This is a genomic window from Agreia sp. PsM10 (assembly GCF_030433855.1).
Lineage (GTDB): Bacteria > Actinomycetota > Actinomycetes > Actinomycetales > Microbacteriaceae > Agreia.
Genome location: NZ_JARUXC010000013.1, coordinates 33,529 through 58,605 on the forward strand (window position 1 = coordinate 33,529; position 25,077 = coordinate 58,605).

25 protein-coding genes and 3 tRNA genes are annotated in these 25,077 nt (G+C 68.5%); 13 read left to right on the forward strand and 15 right to left on the reverse strand.

Features of this window, described 5'->3' with window-relative positions:
* Position 1 precedes the first annotated feature (1 nt).
* From QCD70_RS14880 to QCD70_RS14890, 3 genes are read right to left on the reverse strand one after another with little or no spacing between them, the layout of a single operon-like run.
* Positions 2–1,078: an ABC transporter permease gene (locus tag QCD70_RS14880; protein WP_301217635.1), complete on the reverse strand. Its 1,077-nt coding sequence runs from the start codon at positions 1,076–1,078 to the stop codon at positions 2–4.
* Positions 1,075–2,667, reverse strand: a complete 1,593-nt coding sequence (locus QCD70_RS14885) for a sugar ABC transporter ATP-binding protein (RefSeq protein WP_301217637.1) — start codon at positions 2,665–2,667, stop codon at positions 1,075–1,077. The genes QCD70_RS14880 and QCD70_RS14885 overlap by 4 nt, the downstream gene beginning before the upstream one ends.
* Positions 2,664–3,752 (reverse strand): substrate-binding domain-containing protein, encoded by a 1,089-nt coding sequence (locus tag QCD70_RS14890; protein WP_301217639.1) that lies wholly within the window; start codon positions 3,750–3,752, stop codon positions 2,664–2,666. Before QCD70_RS14890 ends, QCD70_RS14885 begins: the two co-directional genes overlap by 4 nt.
* Before the next feature lie 183 nt (positions 3,753–3,935).
* Here QCD70_RS14890 and QCD70_RS14895 point away from each other — a divergent pair, with 183 nt between their 5' ends.
* Positions 3,936–4,511: a 1,2-dihydroxy-3-keto-5-methylthiopentene dioxygenase gene (locus QCD70_RS14895; RefSeq protein WP_301217641.1), complete on the forward strand. Its 576-nt coding sequence runs from the start codon at positions 3,936–3,938 to the stop codon at positions 4,509–4,511.
* 12 nt (positions 4,512–4,523) lie between these two features.
* Here QCD70_RS14895 and QCD70_RS14900 read toward each other — a convergent pair whose 3' ends face one another.
* Positions 4,524–5,771 (reverse strand): acyl-CoA dehydrogenase family protein, encoded by a 1,248-nt coding sequence (locus tag QCD70_RS14900; RefSeq protein WP_301217644.1) that lies wholly within the window; start codon positions 5,769–5,771, stop codon positions 4,524–4,526.
* Between the two features lie 68 nt (positions 5,772–5,839).
* Here QCD70_RS14900 and ypfJ point away from each other — a divergent pair, with 68 nt between their 5' ends.
* On the forward strand, positions 5,840–6,727 hold the full coding sequence (ypfJ, locus tag QCD70_RS14905) for a KPN_02809 family neutral zinc metallopeptidase (protein WP_301217646.1): 888 nt from the start codon (positions 5,840–5,842) through the stop codon (positions 6,725–6,727).
* 2 nt (positions 6,728–6,729) lie between these two features.
* Positions 6,730–7,215, forward strand: coding sequence for a GNAT family N-acetyltransferase (locus tag QCD70_RS14910; protein ID WP_301217648.1), 486 nt, complete (start codon positions 6,730–6,732; stop codon positions 7,213–7,215).
* Here QCD70_RS14910 and QCD70_RS14915 read toward each other — a convergent pair.
* Complete coding sequence (locus tag QCD70_RS14915) at positions 7,197–8,858, reverse strand: DHA2 family efflux MFS transporter permease subunit (protein ID WP_301217650.1); 1,662 nt, start codon at positions 8,856–8,858, stop codon at positions 7,197–7,199. The two genes, QCD70_RS14910 and QCD70_RS14915, sit on opposite strands and share 19 nt — an antisense overlap.
* A complete protein-coding gene (locus QCD70_RS14920; protein ID WP_301217652.1) occupies positions 8,855–9,667 on the reverse strand; it encodes a tryptophan-rich sensory protein in 813 nt (270 codons plus the stop codon). Before QCD70_RS14920 ends, QCD70_RS14915 begins: the two co-directional genes overlap by 4 nt.
* A gap of 112 nt (positions 9,668–9,779) precedes the next feature.
* Here QCD70_RS14920 and QCD70_RS14925 point away from each other — a divergent pair, with 112 nt between their 5' ends.
* The 4 genes from QCD70_RS14925 to QCD70_RS14940 all read left to right on the forward strand — a co-directional run bounded on the left by QCD70_RS14925 (position 9,780) and on the right by QCD70_RS14940 (position 10,927).
* On the forward strand, positions 9,780–10,199 hold the full coding sequence (locus QCD70_RS14925; protein ID WP_301217653.1) for a MarR family winged helix-turn-helix transcriptional regulator: 420 nt from the start codon (positions 9,780–9,782) through the stop codon (positions 10,197–10,199).
* A 78-nt stretch (positions 10,200–10,277) separates the two neighbouring features.
* Positions 10,278–10,577 (forward strand): YtxH domain-containing protein, encoded by a 300-nt coding sequence (locus tag QCD70_RS14930; protein WP_301217655.1) that lies wholly within the window; start codon positions 10,278–10,280, stop codon positions 10,575–10,577.
* 11 nt (positions 10,578–10,588) lie between these two features.
* Entirely contained in the window at positions 10,589–10,756 is a 168-nt protein-coding gene (locus QCD70_RS14935) for a multidrug transporter (protein WP_301217657.1), read from the forward strand.
* Between the two features lie 9 nt (positions 10,757–10,765).
* Positions 10,766–10,927 carry a hypothetical protein gene (locus QCD70_RS14940; RefSeq protein WP_157412039.1) on the forward strand — a complete coding sequence of 54 codons (162 nt, stop codon included), beginning with the start codon at positions 10,766–10,768 and terminating at the stop codon, positions 10,925–10,927.
* 7 nt (positions 10,928–10,934) lie between these two features.
* Here QCD70_RS14940 and QCD70_RS14945 read toward each other — a convergent pair whose 3' ends face one another.
* Positions 10,935–12,260 carry a reverse transcriptase family protein gene (locus tag QCD70_RS14945; RefSeq protein WP_301217660.1) on the reverse strand — a complete coding sequence of 442 codons (1,326 nt, stop codon included), beginning with the start codon at positions 12,258–12,260 and terminating at the stop codon, positions 10,935–10,937.
* Positions 12,261–12,564: 304 nt separating this feature from the next.
* The gene (locus QCD70_RS14950; protein ID WP_301217662.1) at positions 12,565–13,281 is read right to left on the reverse strand and encodes a hypothetical protein; all 717 of its coding nucleotides are present in this window, start codon (positions 13,279–13,281) and stop codon (positions 12,565–12,567) included.
* Positions 13,282–13,667: 386 nt separating this feature from the next.
* On the opposite strand from QCD70_RS14950, the gene QCD70_RS14955 reads away from it, so the two are divergent.
* Both QCD70_RS14955 and QCD70_RS14960 read left to right on the forward strand, forming a co-directional pair.
* The gene (locus QCD70_RS14955; RefSeq protein WP_301217664.1) at positions 13,668–16,235 is read left to right on the forward strand and encodes an ATP-dependent Clp protease ATP-binding subunit; all 2,568 of its coding nucleotides are present in this window, start codon (positions 13,668–13,670) and stop codon (positions 16,233–16,235) included.
* A gap of 117 nt (positions 16,236–16,352) precedes the next feature.
* Positions 16,353–16,598, forward strand: a complete 246-nt coding sequence (locus tag QCD70_RS14960) for a hypothetical protein (RefSeq protein WP_055926857.1) — start codon at positions 16,353–16,355, stop codon at positions 16,596–16,598.
* Between the two features lie 87 nt (positions 16,599–16,685).
* Here QCD70_RS14960 and QCD70_RS14965 read toward each other — a convergent pair whose 3' ends face one another.
* The 6 genes from QCD70_RS14965 to QCD70_RS14990 all read right to left on the reverse strand — a co-directional run bounded on the left by QCD70_RS14965 (position 16,686) and on the right by QCD70_RS14990 (position 19,192).
* Entirely contained in the window at positions 16,686–17,465 is a 780-nt protein-coding gene (locus QCD70_RS14965) for an SCO1664 family protein (RefSeq protein WP_301217669.1), read from the reverse strand.
* On the reverse strand, positions 17,462–18,028 hold the full coding sequence (locus QCD70_RS14970; protein WP_301217671.1) for a DUF3090 domain-containing protein: 567 nt from the start codon (positions 18,026–18,028) through the stop codon (positions 17,462–17,464). The genes QCD70_RS14965 and QCD70_RS14970 overlap by 4 nt, the downstream gene beginning before the upstream one ends.
* 28 nt (positions 18,029–18,056) lie before the next feature.
* The gene (locus QCD70_RS14975) at positions 18,057–18,743 is read right to left on the reverse strand and encodes a histidine phosphatase family protein (protein WP_301217673.1); all 687 of its coding nucleotides are present in this window, start codon (positions 18,741–18,743) and stop codon (positions 18,057–18,059) included.
* An 83-nt stretch (positions 18,744–18,826) separates the two neighbouring features.
* A tRNA-Phe gene (locus QCD70_RS14980) sits at positions 18,827–18,899 on the reverse strand.
* A gap of 58 nt (positions 18,900–18,957) precedes the next feature.
* A tRNA-Asp gene (locus QCD70_RS14985) sits at positions 18,958–19,034 on the reverse strand.
* 85 nt (positions 19,035–19,119) lie between these two features.
* A tRNA-Glu gene (locus QCD70_RS14990) sits at positions 19,120–19,192 on the reverse strand.
* A gap of 218 nt (positions 19,193–19,410) precedes the next feature.
* Here QCD70_RS14990 and QCD70_RS14995 point away from each other — a divergent pair.
* The gene (locus QCD70_RS14995; RefSeq protein WP_301217676.1) at positions 19,411–20,736 is read left to right on the forward strand and encodes a M23 family metallopeptidase; all 1,326 of its coding nucleotides are present in this window, start codon (positions 19,411–19,413) and stop codon (positions 20,734–20,736) included.
* Between the two features lie 68 nt (positions 20,737–20,804).
* On the opposite strand, the gene ppa is transcribed toward QCD70_RS14995, so the two are convergent.
* Positions 20,805–21,296, reverse strand: coding sequence for an inorganic diphosphatase (ppa, locus tag QCD70_RS15000; protein ID WP_055926874.1), 492 nt, complete (start codon positions 21,294–21,296; stop codon positions 20,805–20,807).
* Positions 21,297–21,343: 47 nt separating this feature from the next.
* Here ppa and tilS point away from each other — a divergent pair, with 47 nt between their 5' ends.
* The 3 genes from tilS to ftsH all read left to right on the forward strand — a co-directional run bounded on the left by tilS (position 21,344) and on the right by ftsH (position 25,069).
* A complete protein-coding gene (gene tilS / locus QCD70_RS15005) occupies positions 21,344–22,372 on the forward strand; it encodes a tRNA lysidine(34) synthetase TilS (protein ID WP_301217678.1) in 1,029 nt (342 codons plus the stop codon).
* A gap of 14 nt (positions 22,373–22,386) precedes the next feature.
* On the forward strand, positions 22,387–22,938 hold the full coding sequence (gene hpt, locus QCD70_RS15010; RefSeq protein WP_055944985.1) for a hypoxanthine phosphoribosyltransferase: 552 nt from the start codon (positions 22,387–22,389) through the stop codon (positions 22,936–22,938).
* Between the two features lie 118 nt (positions 22,939–23,056).
* Positions 23,057–25,069, forward strand: coding sequence for an ATP-dependent zinc metalloprotease FtsH (gene ftsH, locus QCD70_RS15015; protein ID WP_301217683.1), 2,013 nt, complete (start codon positions 23,057–23,059; stop codon positions 25,067–25,069).
* Positions 25,070–25,077 lie beyond the last annotated feature (8 nt).

The window sequence follows — 25,077 nt, forward strand, 5'->3', positions numbered from 1 at the left end:
CCTAGGATGCGGTCGTGCTGCCGGCCGTCACGACGGTGCGGCGGCGCGAGAACGTGAAGCTGAAGAGCAGCGCGATGAGCAGCACGATTCCCTTGCCGAAGTCCTGCGCGTAGTAGGGCAGGCCCACCATGGTGAACCCGGTGACCATCACGGCGATCAGGATAGCGCCGAGCGCCGTTCCCCACGCGTTGGGCCTGCCGATGCCGAGAACCGAGACGCCCACGAGGGCGACCGCGACGGCATCCAGAAGAAGGGAGTTGCCGGCCGACACGTCGCCCTGGCCGATGCGCGCCCCGAGCAGCAGGCCGGCGATCGACGCGAGAAGGCCGCAGCCCATGTAGGCGACGGTGCGGTACAGCTGAACCCGGATGCCGGCGAGCCGGGCGGCTTCGGCATTCGCGCCGACCGCGTAGAGGGCGCGGCCCCAGCGGGTGCGCTCGAGGATGAACCAGAGCAGCGCCGTGATCGCGATGAAGATGATCACGGGCACCGGGATCGGGCCGAGGCTGCCCCGGTCGAGCCACAGGTAGTCGGCGGTGAACTTGCCGGGAGCGGTCGATCCGTCGGAGAGCGACATCTGCGACGAGATCGACTTGCCGTCGACGATCAGCAGCTTGAGGCCCACGATCACGAACGAGGTGGCCAGTGTAGCGAGCAGGTCGGGGATGCGGGCGACGACGATGAGGAACGCGTTGAGCCCGCCGATGAGGAGTCCGCCGAGCAGCACGACGCCGATCGCGACGACGCCGACCTGGTTGCCGATCACCATCGTCCAGGCTGCGATCGACACGGCGAAGCCGGCCGAGGCGCCCACCGAGAGGTCGATGCCTCCCACGGTGATCGCGAGCATCACGCCGAGCCCAGCGATGGCTGTCGGGGCGATGAACTTGAGCATGCCGAACACGTTGTCGACGGTGCGGAAGTTGGGTTCGGTGATCACGAAGAACGCGATGAGGGCGACGGTCACCCCGATGAAGCCCCAGCGCACCACGAAGGCGGCCCCGCGCTCGGCGAGCGACGTGGTCGGCCTGGTCGGCCCGGTCGATGTGGTCTTCGGGGCGACGGGAGCGCTGGTCATTTCGGGTGTCCTTCGTCGTGCGTGCTGCGCTGGTCTCGGGTTCGGGCGCCGAGGAAGGCCCCGACGATGCTCGCCCTGTCTGTCTCGTCGGCGTAGGCGTCGAGCTCGACGACCCCGGCCACGAGAACGATGATGCGGTCGGCCACCTCGAGGATCTCGTCGACGTCGCTCGAGAGCACGACGGCCCCGGCATCGCCTGTCGCGACGAGCTCCTTGAGCCTGTCGCCGATCTCGCGTCTGGCCGAGATGTCCACCCCGCGGAACGGTTCGTCGAGAAGAGCGAGGCGCGGGCTCGCCGAGAGCCACCGGCCCACGACCACCTTCTGCTGGTTGCCGCCGGAGAGATCGTCGATCGACGCGTTCGGACCCGCGGTGACGACGCCGAGCGAGTCGATCACCTCTCGAGCGCGCGACGTCTCGCGTGACGTGCGGAGGGTGCCGAGCGCCGACGAGATCTTGAGGAACGGGATGGAGATGTTGTGGGCGACCGACCAGCCGGGAAGCAGCGCCTGCCGCTGGCGGTCTTCGGGAACCAGCACGACGCCGCTGCGCAGCGCGTCGGACGGCCGCTTCGGCGTGTAGGGCTCGCCGTCGAGTTCGAGGCTTCCGGATGCCGGTCGCGCGAGACCCGCGAGCAGCTCGGCCAGTTCGGATTTGCCGGCCCCGATGAGCCCGAGGATTCCCAGCACCTCGCCGGTGCGCACCTCGAGGTCGAGCGGAGCTGCGGCCGGAAGAAGAGGGACGCCGTGCACCCGGGCGACGACGCCCTGGCCGCGGCGGACATCCACCCGCGTCTGTTCGAGCTCGGTGGCGCGACCGAGCATGTCGTGCAGGATCTCGTGCCAGGCGAAGGGTCGCTCGGAGCTGTGCTGCACGAGCCCGTCGCGCAGCACGACCACCCGGTCGGCCAAGGCCTCGATCTCACCGAAGCGGTGCGAGACGTAGACGATGGAGAGGCCGGTGTCTCGAAGTGCCCGGAGGACGTCGAAGAGGCGGTCGGCCTCGGCCGCGGTGAGCGCCGAGGTCGGCTCGTCGAGAATGAGGAGGCGGGGCGTGCCCCGAAGCGCGCGGGCGAGAACGAGCAGCTGGGCGTCGGAGATGCTGAGCCGGGCCGCGTCCTGCGCGAGCAGGGAGTCGGGCCAGTCGAGGCCCAGGGTCGCGAGGGCCGCGCGAGCGTCGAGAAACGACTGCTTCGTGTTGCGCAGGGGGTGTCGAGAGGCGTTCGCGAGGTCGTCGAGCACCACGTTCTCGGCGATCGAGAGGCCGGGGACGATGCCGTCGGCGACCTTCTGGTGCACCGTCGAGATGCCGTGGGCCTTCGCGAGCACGGGCGACGAGAGATGCAGAACCGTTCCGTCGATGGCGATGTCGCCGGAGTAACGGGGGTTGGCGCCCGAGAGCGCCTTGATGAGCGTGGACTTGCCCGCGCCGTTCGCTCCGAGGAGTGCGGTGATGCGGCCGGGGAAGAAGTCGAGCGTCACATCGGTGAGCACGACATTCGAGCCGTAGGCCACGGAGACGCCCGAAAGGGAGACGACCGGCGACAGTGTCGCCAGCTCGCCTCCCTCAGGGATGGACGAATCGATCACGAGTTGGCGGGGAGCCAGTCTGCCGTGACCTCGTCGGAGAGGTCGAGGCTCGGCTCCTTCTCGCGCAGCGAGGTGACGTTGTCGATGGAGTTGTCGGTGAGGAACGACTGCGTGATCGTCTTCGCCGGGAACTGCACGTCGTCTTCATCGAGCTGGCCGGCGAGCTTCAGGGCGAGCGAGCGCACCACGGCCGCGCCGACGGCGGAGGGGTCGGTGGCCGAGGTGGCGACCCAGGGGCTGCCGTCGGCCGTGATGACCTCGATGTCGGCGTTCGAGATGTCGATGCCGTAGACCTTGACCTTCGAGCCGAGGTTGTTCTGGATGACCGCCTGCACGACACCCTTCGTGATCTCGTCGTAGGGAGCGAAGATGGCCTGCACGTCGGGGTTCTGCTTGAGGGCGGCGTCGACGAGCGGGATGTTGTCGGTGGCGGTCGACTCCGACACCTTGCCGGTCGAGAACACCACGTCGAGCTTGTGGTCGGTCACGTACTGGTTCCACACCACGGCGCGGCGGTCGAGTGCGGCGAAGCCGGTGGCCGAGACGTAGCCGACCTTCGCGCCGTCGCCGACGTCGTCGATGAGCTGGTCGAGCACGCCCGAGGCCATCGACTCGTCGGACTGCGAGGTGGTGACGACGCCGGTGGCGTCGGTGAGCGCGAGGTCGTAGACGACGACGGGGATGCCCGCGTCGACCGCCTCGGTGATGAGCGGCTGCAGGGTGTCGGTCTGGCCGTGGTCGACGATGATCGCGTCGGGCTTGGATGCGATGGCCTGCTCGAGATCGCTGGCCTGCTTCGCGTTGTCGTTGCGGGCGTCGGTGACGGTGAGGTCGATGTTCGCCGCTTTGGCCTGGGTCGCGGCTCCCGCGCCCCACGCCTCGAAGTAGTCGCCTGCACCCGACTGGCGCACGAGGGCGACCTTCACCGGGTCGCCGTCGAAGGGCGCGGGCAGTGCGGCGGATGCCGTGGCCGGGGCGTCGGTCGACGCCTCCGTGGTGGTGCCGTTCGACTGGGCGCAGGCCGACAGTGCGAGCACGGTCGTCGCGGCGAGCACGAGTAGCGGGATGCGGCGCGTGATGGCCATGGTTTCTCCTGGAGGCGCTGAGGTGATGCGATCGGGTCGGGTGGGTCGAACGGGTCGGACCGGGGTGCAGCCGGGCCGGAGTGCGATGGTGAGATTCAACCAGCAACGCCTGTGCGCACCGTGCCGTATGACCTCGTATTACTTCTGTGGCGACGCCCGTGGCCGGATCGTTACGATTGAGCCATGACTCTTCTGACCGTGTGGGACGAGAACAACGCCTCCACCCCCGAACTCCAGACCCGCGATGCGCAGGTCATCACCGACGTGCTCGCCACGCTCGGAGCCCGTTTCAGCCGCTGGGAACTCAAGGAGCTCTCGGCCGAGCCGACACAAGACGAGGTTCTCGAGGCCTACCGCGACGAGATCGACGCGGTCAACGCGGCCCAGGGCTACACCCTGGTCGATGTGGTCTCGATCGTCGACGACGATTCGCCCGAGTACCTCGAGCAGGCGGCCACGGCCCGGGGCAAGTTCCTGAGCGAGCACCAGCACGACGACGACGAAGACAGGTTCTTCGCCCGGGGCAGCGGTGTCTTCTACCTGCGCGCCAACGGCAAGGTCAACGCCGTCTTCTGCGAGGCCGGCGATGTCATCTCCGTTCCCGCGAATACCACCCACTGGTTCGACATGGGCACGCGCCCCGAATACGTCTCGGTGCGCTTCTTCCACGACGACGACGGCTGGGTCGGAAACTTCACCGGCAGCGAGATCGCGAAGGGCTTCGCGACGTACGACGAGCTCGCGAGCGTCTCCGCGTAGCCCTCTGCCCGGTCAGCTGTAGGCGCTGGGGGTCGGGAACGTGCCCGTGAGGGCGAAGTCGCCGACCTCCTGCGCCTTGTAGACCACGGGGTCGTGCAGCGTGATGGTGCGCGCATTGCGCCAGAACCGGTCCATCGCCGCCGACTCGCTGGTGGCGCGGGCGCCCATCAGTTCGAAGGCGGTCGACGTCACGTGCAGCGCCGTGCGGGTCGTCACGACTTTCGCCGCGGCGATCTCCACCGCCGCCCGACCGCGCTCCTCGTCGCCGAGCTCCCATTCCTTGTTGGCGGCGTCGACGAACAGGTTGGTCGCGCTCCACGTCAGTGCATCCGCAGCCCGTGTCTGGGCCGTCAGCTCGCCGATCGTCTGCCGGATGTAGGGGTCGTCGATCGCGCGCTCCACACCCGACGTCGCCCACGCCCGCGTCTTCGTGCGCGCGTAGTCGGCCGCCTGGGCGAGCGCGCCCTCGGCGAGCCCCACGTGGATGTGGTTCATGGCGAGCTGGAAGGCCAGGATCGACAGCGATCCATAGGGTCGGTACAGCTCGCCGTCCTGCTCGTTCGGGCCCAGCACGTGCGCGTGCGGCACGAACACGTCGGTGAACGACACCGATCCCGACGCGCTCAGTCGCTGGCCGATGTTGCTCCAGTCGTCATGGTGAACGACTCCAGGGGCCGTCGCATCGATCACGATGGCGAGGCGCTCGCCCGTGTCGACGCGCGTGCCGCTCGCCGTCACGCGATCGGCGAGCTGCGCGCCGGTCGCGAAGAACTTGTGTCCCGTCACCGTGAAGCCGTCGGTCGTCGGGGTGAGCTCGAGACCGGCATCCCGTGGGTTGCCTGCGCCGCCCCAGAACCACGCCCCGCTCGCCAGGCCGCGGTAGAGATCGTCGATCGCGTGCTGGTTCTCGTTGAGCCGGATGCGCCACGAGTTCACGAAGTGGTACGCGATCACGTGGCCCAGTCCGGCGTCGGCGCGGATGATCGGGCGGAGCGCCCGCAGCACGGTGTGCCAGTCGAGCCCGCCGCCGCCGAGGCGGGTCGGAACCAGAGCGGGCAGCAGACCGGATGCGCGCAGCGCCGCGATCTGCTCGAACGGCGCGCGGCCGTCGGCGTCGGCTCGGGCCGCGTCGGCCGCGAAGCTCTCGGCGAGTGCCTCGGCCGCGTGCAGCGCGGCCTGCTCGGTGGTGATCACGATGGGGGAGTGCTCGTCGGACACTGCTTCGGCTCCGGTCGGGTGGGGTGCGTGAAAAACGTTCATTACCACTATGCCGTGCCCTGTCGGCAGGGGACTGCCCGGGTGCCTTCCAAGGCGCTAGTTTCTTTCTTATGACGTTCAATGACAACGCCAAGCTCGACACGAGCCGGGTCTCCAAACGCGGCCGCAACACCGGCATCGCGGTGGGCGGCGGCAGCGCCGTGGTCGTCATCGGGCTCTTCCTGCTCTCGCAGGTCCTGGGCGTCGACCTCACCGGCCTCGCGGGCGGCGGCCAGGCCGGGCAGGGCACCCAGAGCGAGGAGTCCCTGGACAATTGCGACTACGGCTCCGACGCGAACGCGAACGTCGAGTGCCTGATGGTGGGCGCCGAGAACTCGCTCAACGACTACTGGACCGATGAGGCCCCGGCCCTCGGGATCACCTACACGCCGCCGGCCGACTTCGTGCTCTTCACTGCGGCCACCAACACCGGCTGCGGCCAGGCATCCAGCTCCACCGGCCCCTTCTACTGCCCGCCCGATCAGTCCATCTACATCGACACCTCGTTCTTCGACGAGCTGCGCACCCAGTTCGGTGCGACCGGCGGAACCCTCTCCGAGATGTACGTCGTGGCGCACGAGTTCGGCCATCACATTCAGAACCTCGCGGGCGTGATGGATCGCACCGATCGCACCGATACGGGGCCGACGTCCGACTCCGTTCGCACCGAGCTGCAGGCCGACTGCTTCGCGGGCGCCTGGGTGACGGCGGCATCCACCACCGAAGACGAGAACGGCGTCACGTTCCTCGAGCCGGTGACGGATGCGCAGATCGCCGACGCGTTGAACGCCGCGTCGGTCATCGGTGACGACCGCATCCAGGAGATGGGCTCGGGCCAGGTGAACCCCGAGACGTGGACGCACGGATCGAGCGAGCAGCGCGAGAAGTGGTTCCAGACCGGGCTGAAGAACGGCGCCGGCAGCTGCGACACGTTCTCGATCAGCGGGTCAGAGTTGTAGCCATGAAGCGCGAGAGGGTCACGACGCACATCGACGACGTGCGCCGTGCAGACTCGAGCGATGCGAATGCGATCGCCGAAGTCATCCACTATTCCACCGAGGATTCGATGCCGTGGCTCGGCGGCCGCAACACGATCGAGGAAGACCGCTGGTGGACATCGAATGTGCTGCTGCACAAGACCGACGCGTGGGTCGCGACGGTCGACGGCAACATCGTGGGCGTCGTCGCGCTGCATGACGGATGGCTCAGCCAGCTCTTCGTGCGCACCACGGCGCAGGGCTTCGGCGTCGGGCACCGACTGATCGAGGTCGCCAAGCGGGAGAGCCCCGAGGGCCTGCAGCTCTGGGCGTTCCAGCGCAATGCGGTCGCCATCCGCTTTCTCGAGAGCGTGGGATTCTCGCTCGTTCGAGAGGGCTGGTCGACCGGTCGGCATTCCGCCGGTGACGCCGCGGGCGAGCCCGACAAGCTCTACCGCTGGGTTCCCTGAGCGGCATCCTTCACGTCGTCGGCTCGTCTCCGGCGGGCATCCCGACCTTCGGATCTGCCGCCGAGCGACAGGGTCGCAAGGAATCCGAGCGATAGGAACGCGGCCGCCGAGAATGCCGCGTACTTCGTTCCGTCGGAGAACGCGATCTTCGCCGCTTCCGCCTGCGCAGCGGTCGACGGATCGGCCGCGAGCTGCGCGATCGCCGCGCCGGAACTGTCGACGACGGCCGACACGACCTGCTCGCGCTGGGCATCCGGAACGCCCGCGTCGGACAGCCGGGTGTCGAGCTGCGCACCAGCCGTGGTGAAGAGCACCGTGCCGAGAATCGCGATGCCGAGCGCCGATCCGATCTGCCTCGAGGTCGACTGCGTACCCGAGCCCGACCCGCTCTGCTCGACGGGCACGTCTTTCAGCACGACGCCCGTGAGCTGCGCCGTGGCGAGGCCCACGCCGAATCCGTAGACGAAGAGGAACGGCACGAGCAGGCCCCAGCCCGTGTCGGGCCCGATCACGACGGCGATGCCGGCGACCCCGATGATCTCGGCGGCCAGACCCACCCGAACGATGGCGACGGGCGCGATGCGGTTGCCGAACGCTCCCGCGAATCCGCTCGCCACGAACGAGCCGATCGCCAGCGCCAGCAGGATGAACCCGGTCTGCAGCGCGTCGTAGCCCAGCACATTCTGCAGCCAGATGGGCAGCGAGAGGATGATGCCGAACTCGCCGAGGCTCACGATCATGGCGGCGATGTTGCCGTTGCGGAAAGACGGGATGCGGAACAGCCCGAAGGCGAGCATCGTGCTCAGCCCGGCGCGCTGCCGTCGCCTGCCCCACAGCACGAAGAGCACACCCGCGACGACGCAGACCGCGAACGAGATCGGCACCGGAGAGAGGTCTCCGGGCCAGCTCCAGTCGCTGATCGTGATGCGCTCGTCCACCGTCCACCAGCCGAGGCTTCGGCCCTCGATGAGCCCGAAGACGAGTGTCGCGCTCGTGACGATCGAGAGCAACGCGCCCACGGCATCCACCCTGCCGGCGGCCGTCGCCTCGCGCGACTCGCGTACGAACAGCAGCAGTCCGACGACGATCACGATTCCCAGGGGCACGTTGATGCCGAACGCCCAGCGCCACGAGAAGTCCGTCGTGAGCCAGCCGCCCAGCAGGGGCCCGACCGCCGTCATGCCGCCGATCGTCGATCCCCAGATGGCGAACGCGACGGCGCGATCCTTGCCGCGGAACGTGGCGTTGATGATCGACAGGGTCGTGGGAAGCACCATCGCGCCGCCCACCCCCTGCAGCACCCGCGCGCCGATGAGGAGATCGCCCGTCGGTGCCATCGCGGCCAGCACGCTCGAGGCGGCGAAGATCACGACGCCGAGCAGCAGCATACGGCGCCGCCCGAATCGGTCGGCGAGTGTGCCGAACACCAGCAGCAGGGCCGCGAACACGAGTGTGTACGACTCCTGCACCCACTGCACCTGCGTGCTCGAGATGTCGAGGTCTTCCACGATCGACGGGATGGCGACGTTGACGATCGTGGAGTCGACGATGATCAGCGCGACGGCGATACTGATGAAGACGAGGCCGTACCAGCGCGCGCGTGACGAGGTCGTGGGGGTCGGGGTCGTGGGCGTCGAGGTCATGCGCGTGCGGGCTGAGAGGTGCGCGTCGCGATCCGGATGCCGACGGTCGCGACCACGACGATCGCCGCAGCCACGATCGCGGCGATCATGGCGGGCTGCGACACCAGCTCGCCGGTCGTGCGCGAGACCGCCACCCAGGCGAGACCCCATGCGAGCGATGCCGCAGGGGAGAGTCGGCCGCGGCCCCGGACAGCGATGAGCACGCCGACGAGCGCGGCGACGGCGAGCACGATCCCCGCCCAGGCGTCTTCGCCCCAGCCGAAGCCGTCGAAGCCCGCGACCGTGAGGCCCGCGGTCAGGTTGGCGGCCGTGGCGATCGAGACCCAGCCGAGGTAGAGCCCCATCGTTCCGTCGAGCACGATCGTCTCGACGAAACCGGTCGGGCGTCCATCGACCAGGAGCAGGAACGTGCGGGCGAGCACGGCGAGCAGCAGCACGATCACGACGCACGAGAGGGCGAGCTGGTCGAACTGCACGCTCAGAATCCACGCCGCGTTGAGCACGAGCGAGGCCGCCACCCAGTAGCCGACGAGGCGCTGCCGCGGCGCGGACGCCTGCGCGGGCAGCAGCTGCCAGACCGCGTAGGCCAGCAGGCCGAGGTAGATGACCGACCAGATGGAGAAGGCGGGGCCGGCGGGCGCGATCGGGGTGGAGTCGGCGCCGAGCGCTCCGCCGGCGGCGTTCTGGATGGGCCTTCCGCCCGCGGCTCCCGAGCCGATGAACGATCCGACCACGGCGATCACTGCGCTGACGGCCACGGTGACCTGGCGGGCGCGGTCCGAGCGTGTTGCGATGGATGTCGATGACATGGGGCGCCTCTCAATTAGTCAGCCAGCTTACTAATCGACGGTAGCCTACATTTGGACAATGAGCGAGGAGCCGACGACAGAAGCCCGGGGGGCTTCCGCTGCCGGCCCGGCTATGCATGAGTGGCCCACGGGGCGGCTGCTGGCCACCGCGTCACGGCTCGTCGAACACGCCTGGATCGAGACGCTCGATCGGCTGGGTCTCACGCACGCCGGGCTTGTCGTCCTCCATCTGCTGCAGGAAGGCCCCCGCAGCCAGACGGATCTGGCCCGGCTCGCGCGGGTCGAGAACCAGACGATCTCCCGCACCCTGGAGCGGCTGCAGCGCGAAGGCTTCGTCGAGCGACGAGCCGACGCGAGCGACCGGCGTCGTCATGTCGTGACCGTCACGCCCGCCGGTGTCGACGTGTGGAACTCGGCGCACACCCTGGAGCGCGACATGATGCCGACCGTCGACGATCCCGAGGCGTTCCGGGCCGCACTGCTGTCGATCATCTCGGCATCGGCGGCGAAGCGCTGGGAGCCGGAGGCCTGAAGCGCAAGCCCTGTGAGCATTCAATCGATCGTGCCACTCTGGAGGCTCCGCATCCTTCCGAGTAGAAAGAAGCCCATCATGGCAGCACGACTCATCTTCGGACTCGGCGTGGGCCTGGCCGCAGGCTACGTTCTCGGCACCAAGGCCGGACGCGCGAAGTACACGGAGCTCAAGGCACGTGCCAGTGACGTCTGGCACGACCCGCACGTGCAGAAGGCGGTCTCCGACGCCGGCGACCTCGTGCGCGAGGCCGCACCGGTCGTTCAGGAGAAGCTCGTCGACGTGGCCAAGGCCGCGAAGGACAAGGTCACCGGCTCGTCGTCGGCCGACACGTCGCCCTCGACCTCGTCGCCCTCCTCCGCCCAGGCGAACGACTGAGGGCGAGAGGCATGGACGCCGACGAGAAGCGCCACGACCAGCTGACCACGGCGCCGAAGTCGACCGAGGTCGACGCCGAGCCGCGCATCGAGGTGTCGAAGCATGACGGGGCGACCCGCATCGACATCCGCGACGACGCGGCGTTCCGGCCCGGAGCGGGCGCCGACGCCGATTCGTAGACTGGGTGCATGAAGGTCAACCCGTACTACTCGAAGAAGCCGCAGGACACGCACGTCTTCCACGACGAGCGCACGTGCCCCGAGGGCTCTGCGATTCCGCTCGAGAACAAGAAGTTCGGAACCAACGGCTACCCCCGGTGCCCCCGCTGCGCCGCCCTGGCAGGCAAGTAGCGTCGAATCACGACCAATCGATGCGGTCGAAGTCTCGGCGCAACCGTGCGCCGCGGGTCGGACTGACGCTGGAGACCCACGTCAGCCGACCCAGCAGGTGGGCCCTGAACTCGGGGTGATCGGCGCGATTCTGACTCGCCGGCCCGTGCACGACGCAGTTGTGCAGAAGGGCCTTCAGCTCGTCGAAGGTGGGCCGGTCGACAGAGGGGCCGTCGTTCACGACGAGGCCCGTCACGCTCTGCCGGGCTCCTCGCGACGCGATGTGTGTCTTCGCCCTGTTCAGAACGTGCCCTTCGGCACGCACGATCCTGTCGACCCCTGAGATGAAGGTCGAGGCGCGCCCGCGCAGGCCGGAGCCGCTGAACGCCAGGTCGTCGGCGTAGCGGGTGTAGACGGCACCGGATGCCGCGGCCCAGCCGGTGAGCCGGGAGTCGAGACGGCGCACGGTCAGGTTCGACAGGGCCGGCGAGGTCGGCGAGCCCTGGGGCAGATGCGACCGCGAGATCGCGTCTCGGAGAGCCGCGCGCTCTTCGGGCGAGCCGCCCGGCGGCATCCGGGCACCCACCCACGGCGGCACCGCGTGCGTGCACAGGCCCGTGAGCGCGTGGGCCACCGCCTCGGGGTACCCGGCCTGCCGGAATACGGAGAAGACGCGGCGTGCCGGCACCCGGGCGAAGAAGGTGCTGAGGTCGAGCGTGATGAGCGTGTGGGCGCCGGCGTGCGCCGCCGCGCCCGAGATAGCGGAGCGGCCGGGAACGAAGCCGTGCGCCGCATCGTTCAGGGGGAGCGCGCCGAGGATGTCGCAGAGCACCCGTCGCTGCACCCGCCGCATGCGCGGAGTCGGAACCTCGAGCAGCCGGGGCGCGCGTCCTGGGCGGGCGAGCCAGTCGTAGCTGTAGTGGTGCAGCCGGCCGCGCGGGGTGCGGCGGCTGTAATGCGCGGTGTCGGTGAGCCAGTCGAGCTGCCCTGACGTCACCTCGAGAAAGTCGGCGAGCTCGCCGAGCCCGTCGATGGATGGCACGGCCGCCGAGGTGGGGGCCATGCGCGCCGGTGCCGTCTCGAGATGCACGAGGGAGATCTCTCGCTGCGACTCGTGAGCGGATTCGAGCGCATCCCGGAATGCCGAGCTCTGCTCGATCCACCGGGCGAGCTCGCGATGCGCGTCTCTGGGAGGGCGTCGATAGGCGTCGAGGACCCCGTCGACGAGCGGCCACAGCCAGCCCGGGCGTGCCCCGAGTGCCCGGCCGCAGGCATCCACCAGCGGGTCGAACGCCCACTCGGGCGAGGCGAGCAGGGCGTGCGAGAGGCCGGAGGCGATCGAGGGACGCGTCACGCGGCCGCCGACAGCATGGGGGCGCGACGAACCGCGGGCGACCGATCGATCGGTGCGGGCACCCGGCCGCGCGAAGCGCGGTGTGGTGCCTGCGGTTGTGCGTTCTGGCTGGGATGTGTGCCCCGGGGTGACCCCGGAGAGAACGATCGTCTCGCGACGCCGTTCACCTCGCCCGCAGTCCGTCGCATCCATCCACGCTAACGGCAGCCTCCGACGCCGTCGAGCGCGGTTGTTGTTCACTCCCAGGGCTGAAGTGCGGGAAATGGCCGCTTCGGCTCGCATCTATGCGGCCATACCCCGAACTTCAGTGGCTGAGACGAGCAAGGATCGTGCGAAGTTCTTCGAGGAAGTGCTCGGGGTGGTCGAGATCGACCTGGGTGAACTGCAATTCAGTCCATCCCTCGGCCTGCAATGCTCGTGTACGCGAGATGTCTCGACGCCACTGCGATTGGTCGGCGCGGTGGTGGTCCCCCTGGTACTCCAGGGAGAGTTTGAGGTGGGGGTAGCAGAGGTCCACTCGGGCCAAGAACTCTCCCTTGGCCGAGAAGACGCGCATGTTGACTGTCGGCTCAGGCAGCCCCGCGAGAATGATCGCGACACGCAGAAGCGATTCTCTCGGAGACTCCGCCCTGTCGGAGAGCATGCCGAGTGCGCGTCGAAGATTCCGAATGCCGCGCCGCGACGTGTAGGTGGACACGGCCCGTTCGAGCGCGGCTCGTGTCGTCTGCGGGAGCCGTCGAGCGATCAGCTTGTCACCAGCGGCCACGAGCTCGGGGAGGGTGAGCACCGAAGCGAGGCCGCACCAGGTGCGTTCCGGTGTCGTGACGGGGAATCCGAATCGCTTGTCCCAGTCGTCGGAGCCGAAGGTCGCCTTGTGTCCGATGATTCCTTTCGCATCGACCGCACGTCGCGTCGCAGGAACGGAGACATGCAGCTCGGTCGACGTACTCAGCCGAAGCGGAAGAGGGATCCTGTAGAGCCCCGCAGCCGTGACCTGGCTGAAGACGCCGTCTTGTGGCATCCGGGGCAGAAATGAACGGCAGCGATCATCGAGAGAGACCAGCTCTTGTGAGGCAACGCGGATTCCATGGAACGGCCTATCGAAATCGAGAGCCCGTAGCCTGCGCCGCGAGACGCCGTGTTCCCGCGCTTCCCTCACCGTGAAGGCCCTGTTGGGATGGTGAAACGGCCTCGGTGCACGCGGACTCATGCGCACATGGTGCCAACTTTCGAGTTCCCGCCGCTCCAGCTCTCCACAGGGAGCGTTGAGGTGCGGGAGATGGCCGCTTCCTCGCGAATCGAAGCGGCCACAACCCGCACCTCAGCGTGCTCGGGGCAGGCGGGAATAGATCGCGCTCTGCTTTGTTGAGTTGAGTCGAAGGCACTCAAGTTTCACAGGAGGTTACTTTGCCCGATCGCTTCGACCCCAACTCTTCCCCCGACTCCGACGGAGCCGGGAGCAACTCGTTCGACGAATTCCTCGCCCGCTACCTGCAGGGCGAGCGCGCGGCCCAGGCCGGGCGCTCCATCGACATCAGCCGACTCATGAGCCGGCGCACCCACGAGGTCCTCGCATCCGCGGGGCGCTTCGCCATCGAGCACGGCCACCGCGAGCTCGACGCGCTGCACATTCTGCGTGTGCTCGCCGAGACCGAGCCCGCGGCCGAGGTCATCGCCCGCCTGGGCGTGCGCCCGGCCGACATCGCCGACGCCGCGGAGCAGCGCCTGCCCCAGGCGCAGTCCGGCCAGAGCGACCAGGCGCCCGTGTTCACGCAGTCCGCCCAGCGTGCGCTCTTCCACGCCTACCAGGTGGCCCGCGCCTCCGGCTCGACCTACATCGACCCCGAGCACCTCTTCTTCGCGCTCGTCATCAGTCAGGATGCTCCTGCCGGGCAGGTGCTGTCGGCCGCGGGCATCACGCCTGAGGCCCTGCAGTCCGGCCTGCGCGAGACCCTGGGCGAGCAGGCGCCGAGCGCGCAGACCGACGCGGCCGACGCATCCACGACCCCGATGCTCGACAAGTTCGGCACCGACCTCACCGCCATGGCCCGCGACGGCGGCCTCGACCCCGTGATCGGCCGTGCCGACGAGATCGAGCAGACCGTCGAGATCCTGTCGCGCCGCACCAAGAACAACCCCGTTCTGATCGGCGAGGCCGGCGTGGGCAAGACGGCGATCGTCGAGGGCCTGGCCCAGCGCATCGCATCCGGCGACGTGCCCGAGCAGCTGCGCGACAAGCGCGTCGTCTCTCTCGACTTCCCGGCGATGCTCGGAGGCACCCGCTACCGCGGCGACTTCGAGGAGCGCCTCACCACGCTGATGGACGAGATCAGCGCGCACAGGACCGAGCTCATCGTGTTCATCGACGAGCTGCACACGGTCGTGGGCGCCGGCGGTTCGGGCGAGGGTGGCATGGATGCCGGAAACATCCTCAAGCCCCGGCTGGCCCGCGGCGAACTGCACGTGGTCGGCGCGACCACGCTCAAGGAGTACCGCTCGATCGAGAAGGACTCCGCACTCGAGCGGCGCTTCCAGCCGGTTCAGGTCGGTGAGCCCTCCATCGAGGACGCCGTCGCGATCCTTTCGGGGCTCCGCGGCGCTTACGAGGAGCACCACGGCGTGCGCTACACCGACGAGGCCATCCGCGGCGCCGTCGAGCTGTCGGCGCGCTACGTCACAGACCGCTTCCTGCCCGACAAGGCGATCGACCTGATCGACCAGGCGGGCGCTCGACTGCGCCTGAAGCTCGGATCCCGCATCGACACCTCCGCCCTGCTCGAAGAGCTGAGCGAGCTCGAGGCGGCCAAGAACTCGGCCGTCTTTCTCGAGCACTACGAGGAGGCGTCGAGCCTGCGCGACCGTATCGAGGGCGTGCACGAGAAGCTGTCGGCTGCCCGGCCGTCGGCATCATCCACCGCCGAGGCCGTCGTCGACGAGGCCGAGATCGCCGCCGTGATCTCTCGGGCGACCGGCATCCCCGCCTCCCGCCTGACCCAGGTCGATCGGGAGCGCCTCGCGGTGCTCGAGGACGAACTGCACGACCGTGTCGTCGGCCAGCACGACGCCGTCTCGGTCGTCGCCAAGGCCGTGCGCCGCAACCGCACCGGCATGGGCGACGCCAACCGGCCCGTGGGCAGCTTCCTGTTCCTCGGCCCGACCGGCGTCGGCAAGACCGAGCTCGGCAAGGCGCTCGCCTCGTCGCTGTTCGGCGACGACAAGGCGATGGTGCGCTTCGACATGAGCGAGTTCGGCGAGCGCCACACGATGTCGCGTCTCGTCGGATCCCCTCCCGGATACGTCGGCTACGACGAGGCAGGCCAGCTCACCGAGCGGGTGCGGCGCAACCCGTATTCCGTGGTGCTCTTCGACGAGATCGAGAAGGCGCACCCCGACGTCTTCAACCTGCTCCTGCAGGTTCTCGACGACGGACGCCTCACCGACGGCCAGGGTCGCACGGTCGACTTCCGCAACACGGTCATCATCATGACGTCGAACATCGGTTCCGAGTTCCTCGCGAGCCGCGGAGGCCCCATCGGCTTCGCGGCCCCGAACGCCGCAGACGGCTTCGGCGACGACAAGGCACTGCGCGACCGGGTGATGGGCAAGCTGCGCGAGGCCATGCGCCCGGAGTTCATCAACCGCATCGACGAGATCGTGCTGTTCACGAAGCTCGACCGGCCGCAGCTGCGGCAGATCGTGGCCCTGCTTCTGGATGCGACGCGGTCGCGTCTGGCCGCGCGGCACGTCTCGTTCGACATCAGCGAGTCGGCGATCGACTGGATCGCCGAGAACGGTTACGAGCCCGAGTACGGAGCCCGTCCGCTGCGCCGGGTGATCCAGCGCGAGGTCGACGACCGTATCGCCGAGCTGCTCGTCAGCTCCGCGGTACTGGATGGCGGCGCGGTCTCGGTCGATGTCGTCGACGGCCGGCTCAGCGTGGTCTCGGCCACGGCGGAGGTGCCGCTCGCGGCATAGTCCGAGAGGCAGGGATACTACGAGAACGCCCAGTCCGCGCAATCCCTGCGGGCTGGGCGTTCTCTCGTGTCACAGTGGCGGCAGGCCCGTTCGGGCTCCTGACGAAAGGTCGCCATCATGGCAAAGAAAGTCATCGAGAAAGCCGGGTTCAACCCGATCCGCACCGCTCACGACCTCGGGCTGCGCAGTGAGTACGCCTATCTGGCGGGCTTCGCGTCGATCGGTCTCGCCCTCGTCGCCTGGCTCGCGTCGCGGGCCAAGAAGTCCGACGACAAGGCGCAGTCCGACCGCTGGGGGATCTTCATCGGCCACTGGGCGCCGACGTTCTTCGCGATCGGCCTCGCGCTCAAGACCGAGGAGTAGCCGGCAGCATCCGCGCCCTGTCGGCGCATCCGCTGCCGCTCGACCCGCAGCGCATGCGCCGTACGGGCGCGGATGCCGCGCACCTGCTCAGAACAGGGGCCACGGCACCGCGGGCATGTGGCCGCGCGGTGCGGGGAACCGGCCGCGCGAGAGCAGGCGCTCGCAGCGGGCGTCGAGCGCATCCAGTTCGAGCGGGGTGATGAGCTCTGCAAGCTGCTCGCCGAGCTCGCCGTACAGCGCGGATCGCACCTGATCGACCGTGGCGAGTTCGTCGGGGCGCAGCTCGTCGTCGACGAAGCCCCACAGCACGGTGCGCAGCTTGTGCTCCTCGTGGAACGTGAGGCCGTGATCGACCCCGTGCCTGTGCCCGTCGGGCATCGCCAGGATGTGGCCGCCTTTGCGATCGGCGTTGTTGGCGACCACGTCGAAGATCGCCATGCGCCTGAGTGCATCGCCGTCTTCGTGGATGAGCGTGACCTCGCGGTCGTTCTCATCGGTGCCGTCGAGCACCCGCCGCCAGCCCGTGTCGGGCACCGTTCCCGGCTCGACCAGGTCGACGGCATCCTGATCGGGGTCGACGTCCTGCCAGAGCTGCACCATGCCCACGCCCATCGGGCCGTCACGGAGCCAGGTGCGGGGAACGACGTTCCATCCGAAGGCCTCGGAGACGAGGTACGCGGCCACCTCCCGCTGGGCGAGGGTGCCGTCGGGAAAATCCCAGAGCGGATTCTCGCCCGCCACCGGCTTGTAGACGACGACGGTCTCGCCGAGCTCGGCGAGGAAGGTCGCGTTCGACGCGGTCGTGATGCGCCCGGTGATCACCAGCTCGGCGCCCTGGGCGCCGTCGGGGTCGGGCGCCGCGGTCATTCCAGTCCCGGGAGCGGGTCGCAGACGTGCCCCTCGGGATCGATGGGCATGCCGCACCGCGGGCACAGCGGGCGGCCCGCGCCGACGACCTCGAGGGTGCGCTTGGCGAAGGCCCGCGCGGAGCCCACTGGAATGCGCACGAGCAGCATCTCGTCGGGCTCGATGTCGGTGAGGTCGAGCTCGAGCTCGTCCTGATCTTCGTCGATCTCGATCTCGACGACGGGGAAGGCCTGGATGACGACCTGTGCCGTCGACGGATCCCAGCCGAGGCTGAGGGTGCCCGTGCGGAACTCCTCTTCGACTGGGTCGAGAGGGTCGTTGTCGACCAGCTCTGCCGGGGTCGTGGCGGGCACGCTGGCCGGGTTGCCCTCCTGGCTCATGAGCTCGTCGAGGATCTCCTCGATCTTCTCCGCGAGGGCAGCGGACTGCTGCTTCTCGAGGCCGACGCTGACGACGCGTCTGCCCGTGCGGGCCTGGAGGTAGAAGGAACGGGAGCCGGGCTGGCCGATCGTGCCGACCACCACCCGGTCGGGCCAATCGAAGCCATGGACGAGGGGAGGCATGTGTCTAGTCTACGAGCGCAGAACGGGGTCAGGCCGGTCCGGCGCCACCGCCGACGGGCGCATCTGCGGGCGCCGGCGCGGTGCGCAGCCACGACAGGTCGCCCGATTCGGTGTTCGTGGCGTGCACGCTCGGGGAATCGGCGCCGTAGCGCACGATCGAGACGGACGCCGGCCCGACGCTGATGCGCTGGAACAGGTCGAGGTGCATTCCGTAGGCGTCGGCGAGCACCGACTTGATGATGTCGCCGTGGCTCACGGCGGCCCAGACAGCGCCGGGGCCGTGCTTCTCCTCGAACTCCGCGTCGAGGCGACGGATGGCCGAGACGGCGCGCGCCTGCATGGCGGCGAGCGACTCGCCTCCGGGGAACACCGCCGCGCTCGGGTTGGACTGCACGACCTTCCACAGCTTCTCCGTGCTGAGCTGCTTCAGGGTGCCGCCCTGCCAGTCGCCGTAGTCGCACTCGGTGATGCCGTCTTCGACGACGAGATCGGCGGAGCCCTGCTGGCGATCGAGGATGAGGGCGGATGTCTGGCGACACCGATCGAGGGGGCTCGAGACGACGGCGACGAGGGGAACCGACATCAGCCGTTCGGCCGTCGCGGCGGCCTGCTCGCGCCCGCGATCGTCGAGATCTACGCCCGCTGTGCGCCCGGCCAGGATGCCGTCGACGTTCGCCTGGGTGCGGCCGTGCCGCACGAGAATGACTGTGCCCATGTCTTCAGCCTAGACAGGTGCTCAAACAGGCAGCTGTTAAACAAAAAAGTCCCACCTCGCGTAGAAGCCGCGGGATGGGACAGTGCCTCCGACCGGCGTCGATCCGGTGACCTTTCGATTTTCAGTCGAACGCTCTACCAACTGAGCTACAGAGGCGAGTGACCGAAGTCGCTCACAGACAAAAAGCCCTTCCTTTCGGTTGGGCTTGTCGCCTTGGCGACCCTGACGGGACTTGAACCCGCGACCTCCGCCGTGACAGGGCGGCGCGCTAACCAACTGCGCTACAGGGCCATACTGGTGAATCTGTACTGAATGTTAAGTTGTCGTGGTTGTGCTGTGTTTTTCGTACTGGTGGTTCTGCATGCTGTTACCAATGTGACCCCAACGGGATTCGAACCCGTGCTGCCGCCGTGAAAGGGCGGTGTCCTAGGCCTCTAAACGATAGGGCCGTTGGTGACAACTCAACGAGTATGCCACACACTTCTCGCTCTCGCCAATTCGGTCGGGCGTCCACCGCCCGAGATGCGACTCGACGCGGAATGTACCGGGTTTCGGACCCCGAAGCAGTCATGATCTCAGCAGGACGAAACGCTCTGTTGTTAGAGTGACACCTGTTGCCACTGTTACTCGAGTGACTTAAGTTCGCTCACCACCACCCGGGGGACCATTGAACGCCACGACCAGTCGACGTCGACGCCGCGGCCCCTGGGGTCTCCGTCACCTACTCGGCTCGATCACGGTCACGGTCGCCCTCGTCGCCACCGGTTCCGTGCTCTCGGCCCCCGCGTACGCCGACGAGTACCCCACGTGGGAGGACGTTCAGGCCGCTCAGTCCAACGAGTCCAGCAAGCAGGCCGAGATCCAGAACATCCAGGATCTGATCTCAGCGCTCCGCGACGCGACGGCGGCCGCCGAGTCCCTCTCGATCCAGCGTGGAACCGAGTATCAGGAAGCGCAGACCAAGTACGACACGGCCGCGTTCAAGGCCGATGAGCTCGACAGCCAGGCCGCGGCTGCGCAGGCGACGGCGGATGCCTCGATCAAGCAGGCGGGCCAGCTCGCCGCGCTGATGGCCAAGTCCGGCGGCAACGGCCTGTCGGTGAACCTCTTCACGAGCGAGTCGAGCGAGGCCGACGGCCTGCTCTACCAGCTGGGCGCGATGAGCCAGCTCACGGGCTCGGCATCGAAGCTCTACGCCACGGCCGAGCAGGACAAGAACACGGCTCAGTCGCTGACCGACCAAGCGGTCGTCGCCCGCGATGCGCTGCAGTCACTCGCCGAGGCGGCCGAGGCCGCCCGCGACGAGGCCGTCGCCGCGCAGCTGGCACTCGAGGCGTCGCTCGCCGCACAGCAGACGCACGAGGTCGAGCTCGAGACCCAGCTCGCCGTTCTCACCCAGAACCGGCAGGCCACGGAGGCCGACTACAACGCAGGTGTCGAAGCGCGTCGCATCGCAGAAGAGAAGCGCATGGAGGCTGAGCGCGCGGCGGCTGCCGAGGCGGCGGCCGCGGCCGCGGCATCCGGTGGTGGCGGTGGCGGAGGCGGCGGAGGCAGTACCGGGCCGGGCCCGGTGTCCAGCGGCTGGGCCAGCCCCTTCCCCGGCGCGTACTCCACAGACGAGTACGGCATGCGCACGAACCCCGTCACGGGAAACTACACGTTGCACGCGGGTCTCGATCTCAACTACAACAGCGGAACGTGCGGCGCTCCTGTCTACGCAGCGGCGGCCGGTCAGGTCAGCTACGCCGGCTACAACGGCGGCTACGGCAACTTCGTCGAGATCAATCACGGAGGCGGCGTGCGCACGGGTTACGGGCACAACACCAGCCTCAACGTGGGGTCGGGCCAGTACGTGGCGGCCGGCGAGCTCATCGCCTATGCCGGAACCACGGGCAACTCCACCGGATGCCATGTGCACTTCGAGGTGCGCGTCGGCGGGGGCGCCATCGACCCGCGTCCGTGGATGGCCGACCGCGGCGTCTACTTCGGCTAGCAGCCCGACGACGAAGGCCCCTCGACGGGCTCGGGGAACGAGCGTCGAAGGGCCTTCGTCGTAGGGGCCTAGTGGCCTTCGGTCTTCAGCTTCTCGATGCCGTCGAGCACGATCTGCTCGGCCGCGGCCGCGTTCTGCCAGCCCTCGGTCTTGACCCATTTGCCGGGCTCGAGGTCCTTGTAGTGCTCGAAGAAGTGCTCGATCTCCTTGCGGGTCGACTCGGGGATGTCGTCGATGTCCTGGATGTGGGCCCAGCGCGGGTCCTTCGCGGGAACGGCGATGACCTTGGCGTCCGAGCCGCCGTCGTCGGTCATGTTGAAGACGGCGACGGGGCGAACCGAGACGCCGACGCCGGGGAACAGCGGGTACTCGAGCAGCACCAGCACGTCGACGGGGTCGCCGTCGAGGCCGAGGGTGTTCTCGAAGAAGCCGTAGTCCGTGGGGTACACGAACGAGGTGAACAGCACGCGGTCGAGGAAAACGCGTCCGGTCTCGTGGTCTACTTCGTACTTGTTGTGGCTTCCCTTGGGAATCTCGATGATCGCGTCGTAAGCAGCCATGCCGGCGGTTCTCCTTCGTAGGTCGTGAACTGCAATAACGTTACTGGATGCCCCCCGAGACTCCCTCCGAACGCCGACCCCGGTTGACGCCGGCGATCGCCGATGTGCGCCGGGCCGTGCGCGACTCGCTCGAGGCGCTCCCGCCATCCGGCGACGCACCTCTCGTGCTCGTGGCCCTGAGCGGAGGGCCCGACTCGCTGGCCCTCGCCGCCGCGACGGCGTTCGAGGCGCCCCGCCGGGGCATGCGCGCCGGCGCCGTCATCGTCGATCACGGGCTTCAGCGTGACTCGGCTCTGGTCGCCTCGAGAGCGGCCGAGCAGGCGCAGGCGCTGGGTCTCGACCCGGTGATCGTGCGAGAAGTCGAGGTCGGCTCCGGCCCGGGCTCGGGCGGGCCCGAGGCCGCGGCCCGTGACGCCCGGTACACCGCTCTGGATGCCGCCCGTCGCGACACCGGGTCGGTCGCGGTTCTGCTCGGCCACACCCTCGACGACCAGGCCGAGACCGTTCTGCTCGGCCTCGCGCGCGGTGCCGGCGCATCCAGCCTGCACGGAATGGCGCCCGTCTCGGGAGCCCTCGTACGCCCGTTCCTCGGCATCCGGCGCCAGACCACCGTGGCGGCCTGCGCCGACGCGGGGATCGAGCCGTGGATCGACCCGCACAACGCCGACCCCTCCTACACGCGCGTTCGCGTGCGCGAGACCGCGCTGCCGACGCTCGAGCGCGAGCTGGGCCCGGGCGTCGCCGAGGCCCTGGCGCGCACGGCCGAGCAGCTGCGGGAGGACGCGGACGCGCTCGACCGCATGGTGGAGGAGACGATCGAGGAGATCGTGGAGCACGCCGAGGCCGGCATCGCCATCTCGGTGGGAGCCCTCGCCGCGAACCCGGCGGCGCTGCGCAACCGCATCATCCGCTTCGTCGTGCTCAGCGAGTTCGGCGTGAGCCTCAGCCGCGCGCAGACGCTGGCCGCCGCAGCGCTGGTCACCGACTGGCACGGGCAGAAGGGCGCGGACCTGCCCGGCATTAGAGTTGTCAGGGTCGCCGGGAAGCTCGTCTTCCAGGCAGCAGCCGACATCTAATGTGAAGGAGCCCCGTGCTTTCGAGTGACATCGCCGACGACCTCACCAGCGTGCTGTACACAGAGGCGCAGATCCACGAACGGATCGCGCAGCTCGCCCGCAGCATCGAGGCGGACTACGCCGGCGAGGACGTTCTGCTCGTGGGCGTGCTGAAGGGCGCGGTCATGGTCATGGCAGACCTCGCGCGCGAGCTCTCCCTTCCGCTCAACATGGACTGGATGGCCGTCAGCTCATACGGCGCGGGCACGCAGTCGTCGGGTGTCGTGCGCATCCTCAAAGACCTCGACACCGATCTCTCGGGCCGCAAGGTGCTGATCGTCGAGGACATCATCGATTCCGGGCTCACGCTGTCGTGGCTGCTCGGCAACCTGCGTACGCGCGGCGCCGAGAGCGTGGAGATCTGCGCGCTGTTCCGCAAGCCGGAGGCGGCGAAGATCCAGGTCGACGTGAAGTACGTCGGCTTCGACATCCCCAACGAGTTCGTGGTCGGATACGGCCTCGACTACGCGGAGCGCTACCGCAATCTGCGCGACGTCGCGGTGCTGGCGCCGCACGTCTACTCGTAGCCCGCATTCGTTACGCCCACGGGGAACATCCAGACGGCGTGCAGCGCCCGCCAGCTACCCTTGCCACTACCTCGATTGCTTTCGATCGAATACACCCCTCTCGACACGATGAAGAGACATGAACGCTAAAAAGATCGTCCGATCTCCCATTCCGTACATCCTGCTCGGTGCGATCGCCCTGTGGATCGGCTTCAGCCTCATCACCGGCGGCGGCTACAAGCAGATCGACACGCAGGAGGGCCTGCAGCTGTTGAAAGACGGCAAGGTCTCCTCCGCCACCATCATCGATGGCGAGCAGCGAGTCGACCTGACCCTGGCGAAGGCCGACAAGGAGTACGGCACCCAGGTGCAGTTCTACTACGTCACTCCCCGGGGCACCGAGGTCATCGACGCGGTCAACGACGCCGCGCCGGCCAAGGGCTACAACGACGAGGTGCCGCAGACCAACTGGTTCCTGTCGCTCATCGGCATCCTGCTCCCCGTGCTGCTCATCGGTGCGTTCTTCTGGCTGATGCTCTCGGGCATGCAGGGCGGCGGATCCAAGGTCATGCAGTTCGGCAAGTCCAAGGCGAAGCTGGTCTCGAAGGAGTCGCCGAAGGTCACCTTCGACGACGTCGCCGGCAGCGACGAGGCGCTCGAAGAGCTCGAGGAGATCAAGGACTTCCTGAAGGAGCCGGCCAAGTTCCTCGCCGTCGGCGCCCGCATCCCGAAGGGCGTGCTGCTGTACGGCCCTCCCGGAACAGGAAAGACCCTCCTCGCCCGAGCCGTCGCCGGTGAGGCGGGGGTTCCGTTCTACTCCATCTCCGGTTCCGACTTCGTCGAGATGTTCGTCGGTGTCGGCGCCAGCCGCGTGCGCGACCTGTTCCAGCAGGCCAAAGAGAACTCGCCGGCCATCATCTTCATCGACGAGATCGATGCCGTCGGCCGCCACCGCGGCGCCGGAATGGGCGGCGGCCACGACGAGCGCGAGCAGACGCTCAACCAGCTGCTCGTCGAGATGGACGGATTCGACGTCAAGACGAACGTCATCCTCATCGCCGCCACCAACCGTCCCGACATCCTCGACCCCGCCCTCCTGCGTCCGGGCCGCTTCGACCGCCAGATCGGCGTCGACGCACCAGACCTGCAGGGCCGCAAGAAGATCCTCGAGGTGCACGGCAAGGGCAAGCCGCTCGCCGCCGGCGTCGACCTCGAGGTCGTCGCCCGCAAGACTCCCGGGTTCACCGGCGCCGACCTGGCGAACGTGCTCAACGAGGCCGCGCTGCTCACCGCGCGCTCCAACGCGCAGCTCATCGACAACCGCGCCCTCGACGAGGCCATCGACCGCGTCATCGCGGGCCCGCAGCGGCGCACCCGCATCATGCGCGACCACGAGAAGCTCGTCACGGCCTATCACGAGGGCGGCCACGCCCTGGTGGCCACGGCCATGAACAACACCGACCCGGTCACCAAGATCACGATCCTTCCGCGTGGCCGAGCCCTCGGCTACACGATGGTTCTTCCCCTCGAAGACCGCTACTCGGTCTCGCGCAACGAGCTGCTCGACCAGCTGGCCTACGCCATGGGCGGTCGCGTCGCAGAAGAGGTCGTCTTCCACGACCCGACCACCGGCGCATCGAACGACATCGAGAAGGCCACCGCGACGGCCCGCAAGATGGTCACCGAGTTCGGCATGTCGGCCGACATCGGCGCGGTCAAGCTGGGCGCAGCCTCGGGAGAGATGTTCCTCGGCCGCAACATGGGTCACGAGCGCGACTACTCCGACCGCATCGCCGAGAAGGTCGACGACGAGGTGCGGCAGCTCATCGAGGCCGCCCACGACGAGGCCTGGAGCGTTCTCAACGAGAACCGCGACATCCTCGATCGCCTCGCCCTCGAACTGCTCGAGCACGAGACGCTCGACCACGACCAGCTCGCCGTGATCTTCAAAGACGTGAAGAAGCTCACCCCGCGGCCGCAGTGGCTCTCGAGCGACAAGCGCCCGGTCTCGCAGCTTCCGCCGGTGGCGTTCCCGTCTCCGAAGGCGCCGGTCGACGCGGCCGCCGTCGACGGGGGAGTGCAGTCCGACCCCGAGCCGGAGCAGAAGCCCAAGCGGTCGCCGCAGGCCCCGCCCCGTCCGGCCACGGCCTGACTCTCCAC

What these genes read in the sequence shown, in the direction of transcription:
- QCD70_RS14880 (WP_301217635.1), bottom strand. Translation starts at nt 1,078, where the DNA reads ATGACCAGCGCTCCCGTCGCCCCGAAGACCACATCGACCGGGCCGACC.
- QCD70_RS14890 (WP_301217639.1), bottom strand. Translation starts at nt 3,752, where the DNA reads ATGGCCATCACGCGCCGCATCCCGCTACTCGTGCTCGCCGCGACGACC.
- QCD70_RS14895 (WP_301217641.1), top strand. Translation starts at nt 3,936, where the DNA reads ATGACTCTTCTGACCGTGTGGGACGAGAACAACGCCTCCACCCCCGAA.
- QCD70_RS14900 (WP_301217644.1), bottom strand. Translation starts at nt 5,771, where the DNA reads ATGAACGTTTTTCACGCACCCCACCCGACCGGAGCCGAAGCAGTGTCC.
- ypfJ (WP_301217646.1), top strand. Translation starts at nt 5,840, where the DNA reads ATGACGTTCAATGACAACGCCAAGCTCGACACGAGCCGGGTCTCCAAA.
- QCD70_RS14910 (WP_301217648.1), top strand. Translation starts at nt 6,730, where the DNA reads ATGAAGCGCGAGAGGGTCACGACGCACATCGACGACGTGCGCCGTGCA.
- QCD70_RS14915 (WP_301217650.1), bottom strand. Translation starts at nt 8,858, where the DNA reads ATGACCTCGACGCCCACGACCCCGACCCCCACGACCTCGTCACGCGCG.
- QCD70_RS14920 (WP_301217652.1), bottom strand. Translation starts at nt 9,667, where the DNA reads ATGTCATCGACATCCATCGCAACACGCTCGGACCGCGCCCGCCAGGTC.
- QCD70_RS14925 (WP_301217653.1), top strand. Translation starts at nt 9,780, where the DNA reads ATGCATGAGTGGCCCACGGGGCGGCTGCTGGCCACCGCGTCACGGCTC.
- QCD70_RS14930 (WP_301217655.1), top strand. Translation starts at nt 10,278, where the DNA reads ATGGCAGCACGACTCATCTTCGGACTCGGCGTGGGCCTGGCCGCAGGC.
- QCD70_RS14935 (WP_301217657.1), top strand. Translation starts at nt 10,589, where the DNA reads ATGGACGCCGACGAGAAGCGCCACGACCAGCTGACCACGGCGCCGAAG.
- QCD70_RS14940 (WP_157412039.1), top strand. Translation starts at nt 10,766, where the DNA reads ATGAAGGTCAACCCGTACTACTCGAAGAAGCCGCAGGACACGCACGTC.
- QCD70_RS14950 (WP_301217662.1), bottom strand. Translation starts at nt 13,281, where the DNA reads ATGCCACAAGACGGCGTCTTCAGCCAGGTCACGGCTGCGGGGCTCTAC.
- QCD70_RS14960 (WP_055926857.1), top strand. Translation starts at nt 16,353, where the DNA reads ATGGCAAAGAAAGTCATCGAGAAAGCCGGGTTCAACCCGATCCGCACC.
- QCD70_RS14965 (WP_301217669.1), bottom strand. Translation starts at nt 17,465, where the DNA reads ATGACCGCGGCGCCCGACCCCGACGGCGCCCAGGGCGCCGAGCTGGTG.
- QCD70_RS14970 (WP_301217671.1), bottom strand. Translation starts at nt 18,028, where the DNA reads ATGCCTCCCCTCGTCCATGGCTTCGATTGGCCCGACCGGGTGGTGGTC.
- QCD70_RS14975 (WP_301217673.1), bottom strand. Translation starts at nt 18,743, where the DNA reads ATGGGCACAGTCATTCTCGTGCGGCACGGCCGCACCCAGGCGAACGTC.
- ppa (WP_055926874.1), bottom strand. Translation starts at nt 21,296, where the DNA reads ATGGCTGCTTACGACGCGATCATCGAGATTCCCAAGGGAAGCCACAAC.
- tilS (WP_301217678.1), top strand. Translation starts at nt 21,344, where the DNA reads ATGCCCCCCGAGACTCCCTCCGAACGCCGACCCCGGTTGACGCCGGCG.
- ftsH (WP_301217683.1), top strand. Translation starts at nt 23,057, where the DNA reads ATGAACGCTAAAAAGATCGTCCGATCTCCCATTCCGTACATCCTGCTC.